Source organism: Sphingorhabdus sp., assembly GCF_023910635.1.
GTDB lineage: Bacteria > Pseudomonadota > Alphaproteobacteria > Sphingomonadales > Sphingomonadaceae > Sphingorhabdus_B.
This window is the reverse complement of the sequence record NZ_JAAVVZ010000016.1, coordinates 1-16,164: the sequence shown is the minus strand read 5'-3', so window position 1 is coordinate 16,164 and position 16,164 is coordinate 1. Positions and strand designations below refer to the sequence as shown.

The following is a 16,164-nucleotide window of genomic DNA, read 5'->3' as shown; positions in this document are numbered from 1 at the left end:
CTTATTTCCCGAACTTGCGCTGCGTTTTGCCATAACGCATTTTGCGTGTGCCGGGCTGGCCTTCGGTGGCGCGGCCCTTGGGGGCAGCAACATGCTGCGGGTGCGGCAGGCCAAGTTCACTTGCCTCCAAAGACCTGATTTCGTCGCGCAGGCGGCCAGCCTCTTCGAACTCCAGATCGGCGGCTGCAGCGCGCATCTTCTTTTCCAGATCATCAATATAGGCCCGCAAATTATGCCCGACGAGGTTGTTGGCACCGTCGGCGTCAATCTCGACAAGCACCGAATCGCGGCTGGCCGTGTCGGCGACGATGTCGTGAATGTCGCGCTTGATCGTGGCCGGGGTGATCCCATGTTCGATATTGTAAGCATGCTGCTTTTCACGGCGGCGGTCGGTTTCGCGAATGGCGCGCTCCATGCTGCCGGTCATACGGTCGGCATATAGGATCACGCGGCCTTCAATGTTGCGCGCCGCGCGGCCGATCGTCTGGATTAAGGACGTTTCGCTGCGCAGGAAACCTTCTTTGTCGGCATCCAATATCGCGACTAGCGCGCATTCGGGAATATCGAGACCTTCCCGCAGCAAGTTGATACCCACCAGCACGTCATACACCCCGCGCCGCAGGTCGCGGATCAGTTCAATGCGCTCCAAAGTCTCAACATCGCTGTGCATATATCGCACGCGCAGCCCCGCTTCGTGCATGAACTCGGTCAAGTCCTCCGCCATGCGCTTGGTCAGCGTGGTGACCAACGTGCGGAATCCCGCTTCCGCCGTTTTGCGGCATTCGTTTATGCAATCCTGCACTTGGTCTTCGACAGGCTTGATCTCAACCGGCGGGTCGATCAGTCCCGTTGGACGAATGACCTGTTCGGCAAAGACGCCGCCCGATTGCTCCATTTCCCACCCGCCCGGCGTTGCCGAAACGCACACCGTTTGTGGGCGCATAATGTCCCATTCGTTGAAACGCAGTGGCCGGTTATCGATGCACGACGGCAGGCGGAAGCCATATTCGGCCAAGGTCAGCTTTCGCCGATGGTCGCCTTTGGCCATTGCACCAATTTGCGGCACCGTCTGGTGACTTTCGTCAACGAACAAAAGCGCATTGTCGGGCAGATATTCAAACAAGGTCGGCGGTGGCTCACCCGGCAAGCGGCCCGTTAGAAAGCGCGAATAATTTTCGATGCCAGCACATGAACCCGTTGCGGCAATCATCTCAAGATCGAAATTGGTCCGCTCCTCTAATCGCTGCGCCTCCAGCAATTTGCCCTCGGAAACAAGCTCCTTCAACCGCTCAGTCAGCTCAAAGCGGATTGCTTCGCTGGCTTGCTTCATCGTTGGACCGGGGGTGACATAATGGCTGTTGGCGTAAACGCGCACGCTGTTCAACTTCGCGCCTGTATTGCCGGTCAGCGGGTCGAACTCGGCAATCTCCTCAATCTCGTCGCCAAAGAAACTGACGCGCCACGCGGTATCTTCGTAATGCGATGGGAATATTTCGAGATTGTCGCCGCGCACGCGGAAATTACCACGGCCAAAGGCCATGTCGTTGCGCTTATATTGAAGCGCGACAAGCTTGCGGATCAATTCACGCTGATCAACGCTTTCGCCCTTTTTCAGGTCGAAAATCATCGCAGAATATGTTTCGACGGAGCCGATGCCGTAAATACATGACACCGAAGCGACAATGATCACGTCGTCGCGTTCCAGCAAAGACCGAGTCGCCGAATGGCGCATCCGATCAATCGCCTCGTTTACGCTCGATTCCTTTTCGATATAGGTGTCGCTACGCGGGACATAGGCCTCGGGCTGGTAATAGTCATAATAAGAGACGAAATATTCCACTGCATTGTCGGGGAAGAAGCTTTTAAACTCGCCATATAGCTGCGCCGCCAGTATCTTGTTTGGCGCAAGGATAAGCGCCGGACGCTGCAATTTTTCAATGACTTGCGCCACGGTAAAGGTCTTACCCGATCCAGTGACGCCTAACAGAACCTGATTCTTTTCCCCCGTCAGTGCCGTTTCGACAAGTTCGCGAATGGCCGTCGGCTGGTCGCCGGCCGGCGCATAATCCGACACGATCTTAAAAGGCCTGCCTCCCTCCAGCTTGGACGGGCGTTCCGGGCGGTGCGGGGTGAAGGTGCCAACCGTGTCCGGTTCTTCCAGCCCACGGCGGATGATGAGCTCTGCCATGTTCGCTATATGTGCTTTGCACGCAGCAAGGGCAAGAGGCGTGGGCAGGATTGCGGCGCGATGCAACAAATTTACTTTCCTACACGGCAGATATTTGTTTTATCCTTCGCCATGAATAAGGGACGTAAAGGCGTTGGGATGAATACAGACGCAACCGAGGTTTATACGGGCGTTATTCGCGGCAAAAGCAGGCGTTTTAGGTGAGACCTTAGGCCACAGACTCATTATGTCTCAACCAGATCCGGATTGATGCGAGTTGGACAGAGGCGAGATAATTATCGTCTCTTTGATCGTATCGCGTGGCAACTGCTCTGAAATGCTTGAGTTTATTAAAGAAGCGCTCGACGAGGTTGCGTTGCTTATAGAGGAAGTGACTAAATGCCGGTTTGATCACGCGTTGCGGCATGGCGCGGATATTGGCCCTGGCACCGCGCGCCTCCATTTCGGCGCGCAACGCATCGGAGTCATAAGCCCGGTCGGCGAGCAGGATATCCCCTTTGCCGACGGTATCGAACATGTCTGCTGCACTGCGACCATCGGCGGCTTGCCCTTCGGTCAGCTTGAGCATGATCGGCATGCCCATCGCATCGACCAGTGCATGTATCTTGGTGGTCAGGCCGCCACGCGAGTGACCCATGCAACGGGATCGCTGGTCTTTTTTTTACCATTGGCTCCATGTTGATGAACCCGGATCGAAGACGAGTCGATCATCTGGATATTGCCTTCGTAAGCCACGGAAACTGCATCCAATATATGCTTCCACACACCGGCTCTGCGCCAGCGGTTGAACCGGTTCACACAGGTCGTATACGGACCGTATCGCGCCGGAATATCCGCCCAAGGCGCGCCAGTGCGTAACCGCCAGAATATCCCGTTCAAAACCCGCCGATCATCAACCCGCTTCACGCCACGCACCTTGGTCGGCAACAAAGGCTGGATCACCAACCACTCGAAATCTGTCAAATCAAACCGTGCCATCAGCTTCTCCCTTCCAGAAAAAGCATTGAATCAGATATCAATCACTTTGGGAATCCAATTTATGAGTATGTGACCTAGTGTGACCTTTCAGCGGCATTGTTTATCGCTGTTGCCTTTTGGGGCATGCGGCGACACTAAGGGTCAGGACAGACGAGAGGATAGTTCAATGCATAAATTCTTCCTATTAAGCGCCGCCGCGCTGGCGTTATCCGCCTGTGCCGACAAGGGTGCCGACACCAATGGCGACGGCAAAATCAGCGACGCCGAAGCAGCGACCGAAATGGCAGATGGTGGCGCGATGGCGATGAAACCCGGCCTATGGGAGGTAAAAATTAGTTTCGATAAAATTGAAGCGCCCGGTGCCTCCGCCGCAATGCAGGAAACCCTCAAGACGCAAATGGGCCAAGGCGTGACCCAGCGCAGCTGCCTGACGCAAGCGCAAGTCGACAAGCCCGGTATGGAGTTTTTTGGCGCGCAGCCGGAGGCCAATTGCACCTTTGAAGCGCTCGACCGTTCTACTGCCGGTGTGAAGATGGCTATGACCTGTAAACCTGCGGGCCCAATAATTGTGAAGAGCAAAATGGATGGCAAATTCAGCGCTGAAACCTACACCATGAGCATTGAACAGAACACTGACGGCACGCCGATGGGTGCAGTCAAGATGACCGGTAAGATCGAAGGAAAGCGCGTCGGAGACTGCCCCGCATGAAGATGATTATGACACAGGCGGTGTTGCCCGCAATGGCCGTGCTGGGTTTGGCATCTTGCGCCGACAGCAGCGCGGATAAGGACGGCAACGGCATCATCGACAGCCAAGAGCGCGCGGCCGAAATGGATTATGATGCGTTCATTCCGATGAAGCCCGGGCTTTGGGAAACCAATTTCGTTTTTGCGGACATCAATGTTTCGACGCTGGGTAAAGCCGAAAAGCAGCGGATCATGGACGAACTGGCGAAAAGCGCCTCCAGCCAAAGTTGCCTGACCGATGCCGAAGCGAAAAAACCAGGTGCGGATTTCTTTGGCGGCACCGGCGCTGAAAAATGCGTTTACAAGGCGTTTGATATTTCCGGACAAAATGTGCGCATGAAATTGTCTTGCGGCATGGATAGCATGGGCAGCGTGGACATGGAACTTGCCGGCGTCATGGGCGAAACCGAATTCAACTATGACAGCACATTAGATGTCCGCCTGCCGATGGTCGGAAAGGTCGCCATGCAGGGCACGGCAAGGGGCAAATATATGGGTGCCTGCCCCGCGTCATGATGCATCTGCGCCGCTTAAGGTTGGTCTGCGCAACGCTGGCCGTGGTTATAGCCTCCGGATGTGCAACGACCGGCGGTGCGGAAACGCTGTCTGGCCAGGCCAATATCCGGCCCGCAGTGGTCAAAGTCGATTTCACATCGGACAGCATCACCCCCGCGATAGTCGAGGGCGATGCCGGCGTTGCCGGGCGGCCAGTGACCATAGATGATCCGGCGCGGGTCGCGTCGATTTCAAAACTGGTGGTCGCCATTGGCGTCATGCGGTTATGGGAACAAGGCACTCTTGATCTCGATCGCGACGTGAATGACTATCTGGGTTGGCGTGTCCGCAATCCGGCCTTTCCCGATGCACCAATTACCTTGCGCGTTTTGTTATCGCATCAAAGCGGTTTACGTGACTCTGTGGATTATATCGTGCCGCTTGATGGCAGTCTTGAGGCCGTGCTTGTCGACCCAAAGGCATGGGAACTGAACCACGCGCCGGGCACATATTTTTCTTACGCCAATATAAATTCGCCGTTGATCGCGGCGGTGATGGAGGGGGCAACAGGTGAACGCTTTGACCGGCTGATGGCGCGGCTGGTGCTGACGCCGCTTGGGCTGGATGCCTGCTATAATTGGGGTGCCGGGTGCAGCGACGGGCGGCGTGCGCAGGCGGTCACTTTGCTGCGACCCAATGGAGACCTAGCGCGCGATGCGCCGATGAACGGGCCTGACCCATGCGCGGTTTACCCCGCCAGCGACGGAAGCTGTGACGTTGATAAGCTCTATGTGCTTGGTCGCAACGGGTCGGCTTTCAGCCCGCAGGGCGGATTACGTATTTCGGCGGGCGATCTGGCAAAAATCGGTCAATTGCTGTTGCGCGATGGCGCACCTTTATTGTCGCGCAAAAGTTTCGCGCAGATGATTGGCCCTGTCTGGACCTTTGACGGCAAAAATGGTGATGATGATAAGGGCTATTTTACCGGCTATGGCCTTGGCGTGCATTGGTTGACCGACAAGGCTGGCCATCGCTGGTTCGGCCATGTGGGGGAGGCGTATTCGCTGCGTGCGGGCTTTTGGATCAACCCTGCCGAACGCAGGGGCTTTTACCGCTACGTGACTATGGTCGATGAATTTTCCGCCGTTGGGCATTGCTTTGACCGGTGTCCATGATAGCGTTGGCGATAGATAACGGAAAACTTAGATAACAGGAGGAAGTAAGATGATTAAAAGGTCTATTTTGGGCGCATTCTTGGCCAGCGCGTTGGTCGTAACGCCAGCAGTCGCGCAGCCAGATTACGCAGAGTCGATTAAGGCGGATTATGACAAGTCGCTGGCGAGCCTGTGGGACCATTTTCATCGCAACCCTGAATTGTCATTCCGCGAATTTAAAACCGCCGCGCGTATGGCGCAGGAACTGCGCGCCGTGCCCGGAATGGTCGTCACCGAGAAAGTCGGCGGCACCGGCGTCGTTGGTATGTTGAAAAACGGTGATGGACCAGTCGTCCTTGTCCGTGCGGATATGGACGGTCTGCCTGTGCAAGAACGCTCCGGTCTTGCCAATGCGTCGACGGTGAAACAGGTCGGGATCGATGGCCTTGAAATGCCCGTGATGCACGCGTGCGGCCATGATGTGCATATCACCTCATTGGTGGGTACAGCGCGCCAGTTGGCGCGGATGAAGGATCGTTGGAAGGGGACAGTATTGTTCATCGTTCAACCTGCCGAAGAACGCGTCGGCGGCGCAAAGGCGATGATAGCAGACGGGCTCTACACCCGTTTTCCAAAGCCGGATTATGCATTGGCCTTCCATGTCGCAGCAGAGCTTGAGACCGGTAAAATCTCCGCGTCAGAAGGTATTCAATATTCGTCGGCCGACAGCGTTGATATTCGCGTTCCCGGCATTGCCACCCATGGCGCAGCGCCCCATTTGGGCCGCGACCCGGTCTATATTGCCTCGCAGATCGTTGTCGGCCTTCAATCGATCATCAGCCGCGAAAAGGGACCATTGGACCCCGGCGTGATTACCGTTGGCGCTTTCCACGCCGGAACAAAGCATAATATCATATCCGAATATGCGGACTTGCAGGTAACGGTGCGTTCCAACAATCAGGCGGTGCGCGACCAGTTGATTGCCTCCATTGAGCGCGTTGCCAAGGGCATTGGCGCGGCACATGGCTTGCCCGCAGACAAGTTGCCGATTGTTACAGTGACGGAAAGCACGCCGGTCACGGTCAATGACGGCGCGCTTGCCCGCCGCTTGAACGGGGCTATTGCCGATGCCTTGGGTAAGGATGTGGTGACACCATTCCGCCAGACGACAATGGGCGCCGAAGACTTTGCCTTCTTCGTGGATCAGAAACATGGCATTCCGGGCTATTATTTCGCTGTTGGCGGGACGAAGCCTGAATGGATCGCTGCCGCAAAGAATGGCGGACCTTCCGTGGCTGGCCACCATTCGCCTTTGTTCAAAATTGATCCGGAATCATCCGTGCGGCTGGGGATTGAGGCAACGACCGCTGCGGTGCTCGATTTGCTTGGGCCAAGCAAAAACTGATCGCTGGCCAAGCAGAGTATAGGAAAAGCCATTATGGCGCGCAAAATTCGCGATCATTACGAAGCGGACGAAGTGTCAGCGGAGCCAGAATTGAGCTGCTGGCTCTGCGCGCGCCCAATGGGTAATGTGACCGAATGGCATCATCCCGTGCCGAAAAGCCGGGGCGGGAAAGAGCGGCAACCGGTGCACCCGATCTGCCACCGGACCATTCACGCCAATTTCACCAACAGCGATCTTGAAAAGCGCTTCGCCACTGTCGGCGCTTTATTGGCGCATGACGAAATCGGGCGGTTTGTCGACTGGATAGCCAACAAACCGCCCGACTTTAACGCACCGACCAAAGACCGGCGTTAGCCTTCTAATCCACTGCTGTTTGTGCGTTCAGTGAGAGAACAGGGTGGGCATCGTGCTGCTTTGCAGAATGTCCGCTGTGGCGCTGCCCAATATAAAACTGCGTAATCGCGAGTGCCCAAAGGCGCCCATGATGAGCATGTGGGAGCCAGCGGCAACCGCTTCTTGTTGTAGCGCTAACCCAATAGTGCGTCCGAACAGCGCAGCGTTTATATGGTCCGCCTTGACGCCGCGTCGGGCAACAACTTGGACAAGTGCCTGGTTATCCATGTCTGTTGGCAGCGGCTTTTCGCCCACGATGGTGATGAAATGCACTTGTTCAGGACCAAGCAGGGTTATGGCATCGCCCAGCGCGCGCGCAGCGGCTGGGGTGTTATCCCAAGCGATGCCCAATGCCCCATTTTGGTAGGGCGCATCATAGGCTTCGGGTACAACAATCACTGGTCGGCCGCTTTCGAACATAAGATATTCGGCAACCATCCGCTCGTTCAAAAGCCCCGATTCTTGGCTGCCAATAACGCTTATGTCATGCAATCGCGCATGTTCAGCCACAACTTCGTGGACGCCCAAGGCATGCGAATGTTCGGTGATTAACGTACATTCTACACCCGCCGCTTGAGCAGCAGAACGCAAATCCAATGCCACCGCCTGTGTATCTGTGTGGCGTTCAGGCGTCGTAACATCGAGCGCAACTGTGAAAATCGTCAGCTGTGCGCCGTACGCCTTAGCGAGGCTAATGGCAAAACCCACTGGCCCTTTCTTCCCCAGAGCTGTTTCGGCAGGTGCAAAGAGAAATATTGATTTCATCGCCATCTGTTTTCTCCTTAATGGGATGCTTGTGAATGGCCGTCATCCTTGGTTTTCCAGAGGGAAAACAGGATGCCGCCCAAGATAAGGCCAAAGGTAACGCCAAGGCTCAACACCGGCGGGAATTTGTCGCCTTCCATCAGGAAGTCCGACACGAAAATCTTGGACCCAATGAAGACCAAAACCAGCGCCAGCGCATATTTCAGATAATGGAAACGATGAACCATCGCCGCCAATGCGAAATACAGCGCACGTAGGCCCAATATGGCCATGATGTTCGACGTATAGACAATGAAGGTATCGGTGGTGATCGCAAAGATCGCTGGCACCGAGTCTACCGCAAACACCAAGTCGGCAAGGTTGATGACGACCAGCGCAAGGAACAAGGGCGTCGCTGCGCGGACCATCTTGCCGGTCTTCTCGTCCGGCACCTTGACGAAAAACTTCTCGTCATGAAGCTCTTTGGTCACCCGCATATGTGTCGAGATATATTTGACGACCGGGTTTTTGGCGACGTCCATTTCCTGATCACCAGTGAACAGCATCTTGATGCCGGTTCCGATGAGGAAGGCCGCGAAGATATACAGCGTCCAATAATATTCCTGCACAATAGCCGCGCCAGCAGCGATCATGAGGCCGCGCAACACAATGACCGCGATAATGCCCCACAAAAGCGCGCGATATTGATATTTGCGCGGTATCGCAAAGAAGGTGAAAATCAGGCTGATGACGAAGACATTGTCAATCGACAGCGCCTTTTCGATGAAAAAGCCTGTATAATATTTCATGCCGAAGTCGGCGCCTTTTTGAAACCAGACCCATAGGCCAAACAGCATGGCAATGCTGATATAAAAAGCGGACAGCTTCAGGCTTTCGGCGATGCCCATTTCCTTGTCCTCCTTGTGCAGGATGCCAAGGTCAAAGGCTGTCAACGCAACAACGATGCTTAGAAAAGCGAGCCAAAACCAAACTGGTGTCCCCAACCAGTCCATCGTCAAAAATTCCATGAAATATTTCCTGTTTTACTTAATGCTATGCGCCACGCGGACGACAATCCGCGTGGCGGCTAAGTTTGAAATGTTAGATTTTGTTAAGACGCAATGGCGCTTTTGTATGACTCTCAAGGCGATCCTTGATTGCCAGTTTAAGCCGCTTCAGCCTTTGAACGCGAAAAACATCTGGCCAACGCCGGGTGATTTCTGCGCGCAATTCGCGGTCAATCTTCTGGTGATATTGCATCAATCGAAATGACGAAAAAGTCATAGCTCATCCTCTTTGAACATAAGTTTAAGTTCAATCGGATGTTCCGGGCATGGCCAAGCGTATTTCGGGGGTATTTGAAGACCGCCTGACCACTGCACCGGAAACATCCGATGCGGCCGACATCACGTTCCTTCCGAAGAAGCGAGCGTCAGAGGGGCCCGGTCCGCCCAAATGCTATGGAGCGATTCAGTCAGAATTGCAAGACGATTGCCACACAAGAAACTCGGCTCGTCGAGTTAATCCCTCAACAGGTCGTTGATTGCGGTCTTTGCACGGGTCTGCGCATCGACGCGTTTGACGATGACGGCACAGGACAAATTGGGTCCAGGGCTGCCGTCAGGCAAGGCCTTTCCGGGGATTGAGCCTGGCACCACGACCGAGTAAGCGGGGACGCGGCCAACGAATATCTCGCCTGTCGTGCGATCGATAATCTTGCTGGTTGAACTGATGAACACGCCCATGGACAGCACGGCGCCTTCTTCGACGATCACGCCTTCGACAACCTCCGACCGCGCACCAATGAAGCAATTGTCTTCTATGATTACTGGTCCAGCCTGAAGTGGTTCCAAAACGCCCCCAATGCCAACGCCACCGGACAAATGCACATTCTTGCCGATTTGCGCGCAACTGCCGACGGTAGCCCATGTATCGACCATCGTCCCTTCATCCACGCGCGCGCCAATGTTGACAAAGCTTGGCATCAGGATGACGTTTTTGCCGATATAGCTGCCATGTCGGGCCACGGCCCCGGGCACGACGCGGAAACCTGCATTGCGGAAACGGTCGGCATCCCAACCGCCGAATTTAGACGGAACCTTGTCATAAGCAGGCGCACCGGACGCTCCACCATCGACCACAATATTGTCATTCAGGCGGAACGACAAAAGCACAGCTTTTTTCAAATACTGGTGGACCTGCCAACTACCCGAAAGCTTCTCAGCGACGCGGAACGACCCGTCATCTAGGCCAGCCAAGGCCGTCTGCACCGCGTCGCGCACTTCGCCTTGGGTAAAGCTGGAAATGCCGTCGCGTGCATCCCATGCAGCGTCAATGATCGTGGCAAGTTGGTCAGTCATATAGTTCTTTCAATGGCATGGAGTGCGCAAAGCCACCCGCTCAAGTCGGCAATCTCATGATCAATAAATGGTTCTTCGCAACCGCTATCAGCTTCGACGTCATGATTCACCCAAATAGTTGTCATGCCCAAGGCTTTGGCCGGACCAAGATTATGGGCCGAATCCTCGACAAAAAGTGCGCGGGTCGGATCGATATGTAGCTCAGTGCACAGCCTATCATAACTCGCCGACGCAGGCTTGGGCAGATGCTGCATCCGGTGAATGTCGAATATATCCTCAAACACGCCATCAAGGCCGCGCGCGGTCAGAACCCGCTGCGCATAAGGCGCATCTGCGTTCGTGAAAATCAACTTGCGCCCCGGTAAAGCCTCGATCTGGTCGCGCAAATCGGCGGCAGGCTGCAATAGGGTCATGTCCACATCATGGACGAAATCAAGATATCCATGCGGGTCGACCGCATGCTCGGTCATCAATCCGCCCAGCGTGGTTCCATATTTCTTCCAATAAGCGTGACGAATTTGATGCGCAGCATCAGAATCGATGTTGAAAAACCGTTCAACATACAACGCAATTCGGTCCCGAACTTGCGCCATAATATTCGCCTCTGGCCCATAAAGGGTAAGGTCTAGATCAAAAATCCAATTGTCGATATTACTGAAAGATAAATGCATCCAGCCACCTAGCCAGAAACCCATCTATACTCAACGGGGACGTTAGGATAAGTTAAGGCGAATAGTGCTTAAATGTAAATTCAATCGCTGAAAGTCGCATTTTTATGCATGAACCACGCATTGGTCGTAAACTTGCGATCGGCAGCTCTGTCATTTTTGCGCTCGCGCTGTCTGCTTGCGGCGGAGGGGGTGTAGGCTCGACACCCGTGCCGCCTCCTCCTACAGCGGACGTACCACCAGCACCTCCAGCACCACCCCCTGCGCCGCCACCTCCGCCTCCGCCAACGATAAGTTTTGCAACCCCGGAATATCTCCGCTCGGATGGTCCAGATTTTCATCGGGCGATCACCGCCTATCAAGCGGGGGCCAGTGGCCGCGATGTTACCGTTGGTATAGTTGATTCAGGAATTGACCCAAATAGCCACGAATTTGCGGGCCGAATCCATGCGCAGTCGGGGGATGTAACGGGCGCGGGCCGGCCGCTTGGCGACGACGATGGTCATGGCACAAGCGTTTCGCGCGTTTTGGCTGCCGCCAAAGATGATCGCGACATCCACGGTATAGCGTTTGACGCCACAATATTGGCATTGCGGGCCGATCAAGCGGGAAGCTGCGCCCCGACGGCCCAGGGTGTTGACGAAGCGGGGTGTTCGTTCTTCGATTCTGCAATTGCCACTGGCGTTGACCGTGCCGTGGATAATAAAGCACGCGTCATTAACATTTCGCTCGGTGGCGCGGGCGGCGCGAGTAGCGCGCTGCGTTCCGCGATAAATCGTGCAACATCGGCTGGCGTTGTGGTGGTCGTATCAGCAGGCAATGAGGGAGATAAATTAGACCCCGCCTTTGAGCCGAATAGCCCAAGCCCCTTTGCACAATCATTATTGGCCAACGGCAACGGGCTTGTCATCATTGCCACCGCCGTTGATGACAATAATATAATAACAAAATTCAGCAACAAGGCGGGGGTTGCCCAAAACGCGGTGTTGTCCGCGCTGGGCCAAGGCATTTGCTGCGAATATCGCAACGACGCTATTTACCGCTTAGTTGCGAATGATGGGACCTCTGTGCGGGTGTTCAATGGCACGTCCTATTCCGCGCCACAGATATCTGGTGCCGCAGCTTTGCTGGCACAAGCCTTCCCCAATCTCACGGGCGCACAGATTGTAAATCTGCTCTTGTCATCAGCGCGTGACGCCGGGGCACCTGGCACGGATGCGATTTACGGACGCGGCATATTGGATATTGGCCGCGCCTTTGCACCTGTAGGTAAAACGTCGCTTGCAGGCACAACTATGGCAGTTCCGCTTAGCGGAAATGGCGGCACAACATCAGCGGCCATGGGTGATGCTGCGTTGTCCCCCATGTCCGCAAATGCGGTGGTGTTGGACAGCTATGGCCGTGCATATGACATCAACATTGCCGAAGGGATAAGCGCAAGCCCGGCGCGTCTTCGGCTGGCGCCTGCTCTGGTGGATCAGGGACGATCCGTCAGCATATCACGCGGAACAACCGACATTGCCTTTTCCATCAGCGCCAGCAACGCCGGAAGCGTGGGCCTTTCGCCATTGCTTTTGTCATATGGGCAGCAAAACCAAGCGCGTATTCTGGCGGGGCGCGTGAGTGCCGCCATTGCACGCGACACCCGGTTTAGCCTTGGCATCCGCCAAGCGGCTGCTGGACAGGTTGCGGCGTTGCAGGGCATGTCTAGCAGCGCTTTCCTGACCGCGACAGATGCGCGCATGGAGGGCGGGTTCGAACGTGCACCCGGTCAGTCATTTGCGTTGCGCCAGCAACTTGGGCGCTTTGGCCTGACAGGCAGCGTTGAGGCAGGCCATGCACCTGTGTTCGAACGCGGCGGCGCGGCGTTTTTGCGCCACACAGACAATCGTTATCCTTATGCCTTTGTCGGCGTCTCGCTGGATCGGAAGATTGGTCCAGCGTCATTCGCCTTTGGTGCAAATTGGATGCGCGAAGACGCAACCGTGCTTGGCGCAAGGTTCGCTAACTTCATTGGCCAAAATGGCGCACGCAGCCTGTTTGTCGATGGCCGGGCTGATGTCACATTGATTGGCGCTTGGTCGCTTGGCGCAAGCTGGCGGCAGGGATGGACCAACGCCAATGCCGGCGCGTCGCTAACAGCTCGAAGCTCGCTGCAAAGCAACGCCTTTTCGCTGGACCTGTCGGGTGCTCATGTGTTGACGCGCGGTGATCGCATTGCGTTCCGGATTGCGCAGCCCTTGCGCGTCACACGCGGCGGACTCGCCCTCAATCTGCCTGTGGCGTATGATTATGCAACGCTTGGGACGACATTGGCTGTCCGCCAGATTTCGCTGGCACCAAAGGGGCAGGAGATTGCCAGCGAGCTTGTATGGGGCGTGCCGATATATGGCGGCCATTTCTCGTCAAATCTGTTCTGGCGGCAGGAACCGGGGCACTTTGAAAACGCACCCGATGATGTGGGTATCGCCTTCCGGCTCAAATTCGACTTCTAAACGGTAAAACTCTCTCCGCATCCACAACTTCCCGTCGCATTGGGGTTGGTGAACACAAAGCCTGCGGCAAATTCATCCTCGACCCAGTCCATGATTGAACCAACGAGATAAAGGACGGATCCGCCGTCGATATACAGCACGCCGCCTGGGGTTTCGATCTTTTCGTCGAACGCGACGGCCTCAGTCACATAATCGACCGAGTAAGCAAGGCCCGAACAGCCACGGCGCGGGGTGGAAAGCTTCACGCCAATTGCCCCTTCGGGTGCCTTGGACATCAGTTCGGCAATGCGCGCTTCGGATGCCGCGGTGAGCATAACTGCCGCAGGGCGTGCACGTGTTTTCACATCGGTCATAACATTCCAAGCTCCAAACGGGCTTCATCGGTCATATTGGCTGGGCTCCATGCTGGCTCCCACACCAAATTCACTTCGGCATCGCCAATGCCGGGCACCGCGCCAACGCGCAGTTCAACTTCGCCAGGCATCGATTCTGCAACAGGGCAATTCGGCGTCGTCAGTGTCATCGACACGACAGCATGGCCATCATTGATCTCGACATTGTAAATCAGGCCAAGGTCATAAATGTTCACCGGAATTTCGGGGTCATATATTTCCTTAAGCGCAGCAATCACCGCCTCGTACAAATCACCATCGGGCTCGCTTGGTGCGGGCGCGGCTGGCTTTTGCGCAAGGAAGCCTTCCAGATAATCTTTCTTACGTTCGGACGCATCGGTTGCGCTTTCCACCCGCGCCTTTGGGGGTTTTTCTACGCTATCGACTAATTGTATGCGGATGTTCTCGTTCATCCAAAAATCCTCTTCACCCGTTCGAGGCCGCGCACCAAAGCCGCGACATCATCTTCATCATTGTAAATCCCAAAGCTCGCCCGCGCGGTGGCCGGCACGCCCAAATGGTCCATCAACGGCTGCGCACAATGGTGGCCAGCGCGAATGGCGACATCTTCTTCGTCCAATATCGTGCCGATGTCATGCGGATGCACGCCCTCCATTGAGAAGGAGACAATCCCCGCCGATTGTTCAGGACCGTATAAAGTGATCGAATTGATCGCACGCAAAGCATCGCGCGTCTGCGCGGCCAGCGCGCTTTCATGCGCGAAAATGGCTTCCGGGCCAAAGCTGTCGATGAAGTCGATAGCGGCGTGCAATCCAATGACTTCAATGATCATCGGCGTTCCCGCCTCAAACCGTGAAGGCGCAGGGGCGTAGGTCGTCTTTTCAAACGTCACCCGGTCAATCATCGCGCCGCCGCCTTGCCATGGAGGCATCGCTTCAAGCATATCGGCATGCGCCCAAAGCACGCCAATACCCGTCGGGCCGTACAATTTATGCCCGGACATGACGTAGAAATCGCAGGCGAGGTCCGCCATGTTCAAATGCATCCGCGGTGCCGCCTGGCAGCCGTCGAGCAAGAATTTTGCACCAACCGCATGCGCGGCATCTGCTGCGCGTCTCGCGTCGAGCACTGATCCAAGCACGTTCGACACATGCGCCAACGCGACCATCTTATGCGCTGGCGTCAAATGCGTCTCTAACCAGTCGAGGTCGATTTGGCCGTCCGCGGTCAACGGACAGACATCGATATGCGCGCCAACCTTCTCGGCAAGCATCTGCCATGGCACGATGTTGCTGTGATGCTCCAACTGGCTCAGCATGATGCGGTCGCCCGCCTTTATGTTCGCTGGGCCCCAGCTATGCGCAACCAAGTTAATGCCTTCGGTGGCACCACGCACAAAAACGATTTCATTGGACGAAGCTGCGCCCATGAAGCGCGCCACGCGATCCCGCGCCGCTTCGAATGCCACAGTCATATTCGCCGACCGCGCATACACACCGCGATGCACGGTTGCGTAATCAACGCCGCCAGCCCGCATCATCGCGTCGAGCACGACCTGCGGTTTTTGGGCGGTCGCGGCGGTGTCGAGATAATGCCAGTTGTTGGCAAGGCCGGGGAATTGGTCGCGAACATTCCCCTCCCGCAGGCGGGAGGGGTTAGGGGTGGGGTGAGCCGCAGGCGAACTTTCTGACGCTGAAGTCGGATGCCCACCCCCAGCCCCTCCCGCCTGCGGGAGGGGAGACATGGCGGTGATTTCACTCACACCAATTCCCCCAATTTCTTCAACGCCGCTTCGGTCAGCATCTCTTCATCCGCCGCACCTTCAAACACGCCAGCGACAAAGGCCTGCAACATCAACTTCTTTGCATCCGCTGGCGCAATGCCACGTGCTTGCAGATAGAACAGCCCCATCGGGTCCAACTCACCAATCGCACAACCATGGGCGCATTTGACGTCGTCGGCGTAGATTTCAAGCTCGGGTTTGGCGTTGGCGGTCGCGCTGCGGTCAAGCAGCATGGCCTTCACTGACTGCACGCTGTCGGTCAGCTGCGCATCGCGGGCGACGGCGACCTTGCCCAAATAGGTTCCTGTCGCGGTGCCAGCGAGGACCGAGCGCACGATCTGCGACGATGTTGCGCTGGGTTCGTCATGGGTGACGGTCGTGATGATCTCGAGCGTTTGTGT

Annotated in this window: 17 protein-coding genes; 6 read left to right on the top strand and 11 right to left on the bottom strand. The window is 55.9% G+C overall.

From position 1 onward, the window contains the following. Position 1: 1 nt before the first annotated feature. On the bottom strand, positions 2–2,188 hold the full coding sequence (gene uvrB, locus HEQ34_RS10125; RefSeq protein WP_296200130.1) for an excinuclease ABC subunit UvrB: 2,187 nt from the start codon (positions 2,186–2,188) through the stop codon (positions 2–4). Between the two features lie 208 nt (positions 2,189–2,396). After that, positions 2,397–3,166 (bottom strand): IS5 family transposase gene (locus HEQ34_RS10120; RefSeq protein WP_296195893.1). Its coding sequence is split into 2 segments (ribosomal slippage): positions 2,397–2,849 and positions 2,852–3,166, totalling 768 coding nucleotides; the frame shifts between segments, so codons are not numbered across the junction. 166 nt (positions 3,167–3,332) lie between these two features. On the opposite strand from HEQ34_RS10120, the gene HEQ34_RS10115 reads away from it, so the two are divergent. From HEQ34_RS10115 to HEQ34_RS10095, 5 genes are read left to right on the top strand one after another with little or no spacing between them, the layout of a single operon-like run. Beyond that, the gene (locus tag HEQ34_RS10115) at positions 3,333–3,875 is read left to right on the top strand and encodes a DUF3617 domain-containing protein (RefSeq protein ID WP_296200085.1); all 543 of its coding nucleotides are present in this window, start codon (positions 3,333–3,335) and stop codon (positions 3,873–3,875) included. After that, complete coding sequence (locus HEQ34_RS10110; protein WP_296200084.1) at positions 3,872–4,429, top strand: DUF3617 domain-containing protein; 558 nt, start codon at positions 3,872–3,874, stop codon at positions 4,427–4,429. The genes HEQ34_RS10115 and HEQ34_RS10110 overlap by 4 nt, the downstream gene beginning before the upstream one ends. Next, a complete protein-coding gene (locus tag HEQ34_RS10105) occupies positions 4,426–5,583 on the top strand; it encodes a serine hydrolase (RefSeq protein ID WP_296200083.1) in 1,158 nt (385 codons plus the stop codon). Before HEQ34_RS10110 ends, HEQ34_RS10105 begins: the two co-directional genes overlap by 4 nt. A 49-nt stretch (positions 5,584–5,632) precedes the next feature. Then, complete coding sequence (locus HEQ34_RS10100) at positions 5,633–6,967, top strand: M20 family metallopeptidase (RefSeq protein ID WP_296200082.1); 1,335 nt, start codon at positions 5,633–5,635, stop codon at positions 6,965–6,967. Between the two features lie 33 nt (positions 6,968–7,000). Further along, on the top strand, positions 7,001–7,321 hold the full coding sequence (locus HEQ34_RS10095; RefSeq protein WP_296200081.1) for an HNH endonuclease: 321 nt from the start codon (positions 7,001–7,003) through the stop codon (positions 7,319–7,321). 27 nt (positions 7,322–7,348) lie between these two features. Here HEQ34_RS10095 and HEQ34_RS10090 read toward each other — a convergent pair whose 3' ends face one another. From HEQ34_RS10090 to HEQ34_RS10070, 5 genes are all read right to left on the bottom strand, one after another. Next, positions 7,349–8,131, bottom strand: coding sequence for a universal stress protein (locus HEQ34_RS10090; protein WP_296200080.1), 783 nt, complete (start codon positions 8,129–8,131; stop codon positions 7,349–7,351). Positions 8,132–8,142: 11 nt separating this feature from the next. After that, a complete protein-coding gene (locus tag HEQ34_RS10085) occupies positions 8,143–9,132 on the bottom strand; it encodes a TerC family protein (protein WP_296200079.1) in 990 nt (329 codons plus the stop codon). A 73-nt stretch (positions 9,133–9,205) separates the two neighbouring features. Beyond that, positions 9,206–9,388, bottom strand: coding sequence for a DUF465 domain-containing protein (locus HEQ34_RS10080; RefSeq protein WP_296200078.1), 183 nt, complete (start codon positions 9,386–9,388; stop codon positions 9,206–9,208). 236 nt (positions 9,389–9,624) lie between these two features. Then, positions 9,625–10,464, bottom strand: a complete 840-nt coding sequence (gene dapD / locus HEQ34_RS10075; RefSeq protein ID WP_296200077.1) for a 2,3,4,5-tetrahydropyridine-2,6-dicarboxylate N-succinyltransferase — start codon at positions 10,462–10,464, stop codon at positions 9,625–9,627. Beyond that, positions 10,461–11,135, bottom strand: a complete 675-nt coding sequence (locus tag HEQ34_RS10070) for a pyrimidine 5'-nucleotidase (protein WP_296200076.1) — start codon at positions 11,133–11,135, stop codon at positions 10,461–10,463. Before HEQ34_RS10070 ends, dapD begins: the two co-directional genes overlap by 4 nt. 104 nt (positions 11,136–11,239) lie before the next feature. Here HEQ34_RS10070 and HEQ34_RS10065 point away from each other — a divergent pair, with 104 nt between their 5' ends. After that, positions 11,240–13,627: a S8 family peptidase gene (locus tag HEQ34_RS10065; RefSeq protein ID WP_296200075.1), complete on the top strand. Its 2,388-nt coding sequence runs from the start codon at positions 11,240–11,242 to the stop codon at positions 13,625–13,627. Here the strand turns inward: HEQ34_RS10065 and HEQ34_RS10060 are convergent. The 4 genes from HEQ34_RS10060 to HEQ34_RS10045 form a co-directional block, all read right to left on the bottom strand. Beyond that, positions 13,624–13,980, bottom strand: a complete 357-nt coding sequence (locus HEQ34_RS10060) for an iron-sulfur cluster assembly accessory protein (RefSeq protein WP_296200074.1) — start codon at positions 13,978–13,980, stop codon at positions 13,624–13,626. The two genes, HEQ34_RS10065 and HEQ34_RS10060, sit on opposite strands and share 4 nt — an antisense overlap. Further along, entirely contained in the window at positions 13,977–14,432 is a 456-nt protein-coding gene (locus HEQ34_RS10055; RefSeq protein ID WP_296200073.1) for an SUF system Fe-S cluster assembly protein, read from the bottom strand. The genes HEQ34_RS10060 and HEQ34_RS10055 overlap by 4 nt, the downstream gene beginning before the upstream one ends. After that, on the bottom strand, positions 14,429–15,742 hold the full coding sequence (locus HEQ34_RS10050) for a cysteine desulfurase (protein WP_296200072.1): 1,314 nt from the start codon (positions 15,740–15,742) through the stop codon (positions 14,429–14,431). The genes HEQ34_RS10055 and HEQ34_RS10050 overlap by 4 nt, the downstream gene beginning before the upstream one ends. Further along, a partial coding sequence (locus HEQ34_RS10045) for a SufD family Fe-S cluster assembly protein (RefSeq protein WP_296200071.1) occupies positions 15,739–16,164 on the bottom strand: 426 nt, incomplete at its 5' end. The genes HEQ34_RS10045 and HEQ34_RS10050, both read right to left, overlap by 4 nt.

What these genes read in the sequence shown, in the direction of transcription:
- uvrB (WP_296200130.1), bottom strand. Translation starts at nt 2,188, where the DNA reads ATGGCAGAGCTCATCATCCGCCGTGGGCTGGAAGAACCGGACACGGTT.
- HEQ34_RS10115 (WP_296200085.1), top strand. Translation starts at nt 3,333, where the DNA reads ATGCATAAATTCTTCCTATTAAGCGCCGCCGCGCTGGCGTTATCCGCC.
- HEQ34_RS10110 (WP_296200084.1), top strand. Translation starts at nt 3,872, where the DNA reads ATGAAGATGATTATGACACAGGCGGTGTTGCCCGCAATGGCCGTGCTG.
- HEQ34_RS10105 (WP_296200083.1), top strand. Translation starts at nt 4,426, where the DNA reads ATGATGCATCTGCGCCGCTTAAGGTTGGTCTGCGCAACGCTGGCCGTG.
- HEQ34_RS10100 (WP_296200082.1), top strand. Translation starts at nt 5,633, where the DNA reads ATGATTAAAAGGTCTATTTTGGGCGCATTCTTGGCCAGCGCGTTGGTC.
- HEQ34_RS10095 (WP_296200081.1), top strand. Translation starts at nt 7,001, where the DNA reads ATGGCGCGCAAAATTCGCGATCATTACGAAGCGGACGAAGTGTCAGCG.
- HEQ34_RS10090 (WP_296200080.1), bottom strand. Translation starts at nt 8,131, where the DNA reads ATGGCGATGAAATCAATATTTCTCTTTGCACCTGCCGAAACAGCTCTG.
- HEQ34_RS10085 (WP_296200079.1), bottom strand. Translation starts at nt 9,132, where the DNA reads ATGGAATTTTTGACGATGGACTGGTTGGGGACACCAGTTTGGTTTTGG.
- HEQ34_RS10080 (WP_296200078.1), bottom strand. Translation starts at nt 9,388, where the DNA reads ATGACTTTTTCGTCATTTCGATTGATGCAATATCACCAGAAGATTGAC.
- dapD (WP_296200077.1), bottom strand. Translation starts at nt 10,464, where the DNA reads ATGACTGACCAACTTGCCACGATCATTGACGCTGCATGGGATGCACGC.
- HEQ34_RS10070 (WP_296200076.1), bottom strand. Translation starts at nt 11,135, where the DNA reads ATGCATTTATCTTTCAGTAATATCGACAATTGGATTTTTGATCTAGAC.
- HEQ34_RS10065 (WP_296200075.1), top strand. Translation starts at nt 11,240, where the DNA reads ATGCATGAACCACGCATTGGTCGTAAACTTGCGATCGGCAGCTCTGTC.
- HEQ34_RS10060 (WP_296200074.1), bottom strand. Translation starts at nt 13,980, where the DNA reads ATGACCGATGTGAAAACACGTGCACGCCCTGCGGCAGTTATGCTCACC.
- HEQ34_RS10055 (WP_296200073.1), bottom strand. Translation starts at nt 14,432, where the DNA reads ATGAACGAGAACATCCGCATACAATTAGTCGATAGCGTAGAAAAACCC.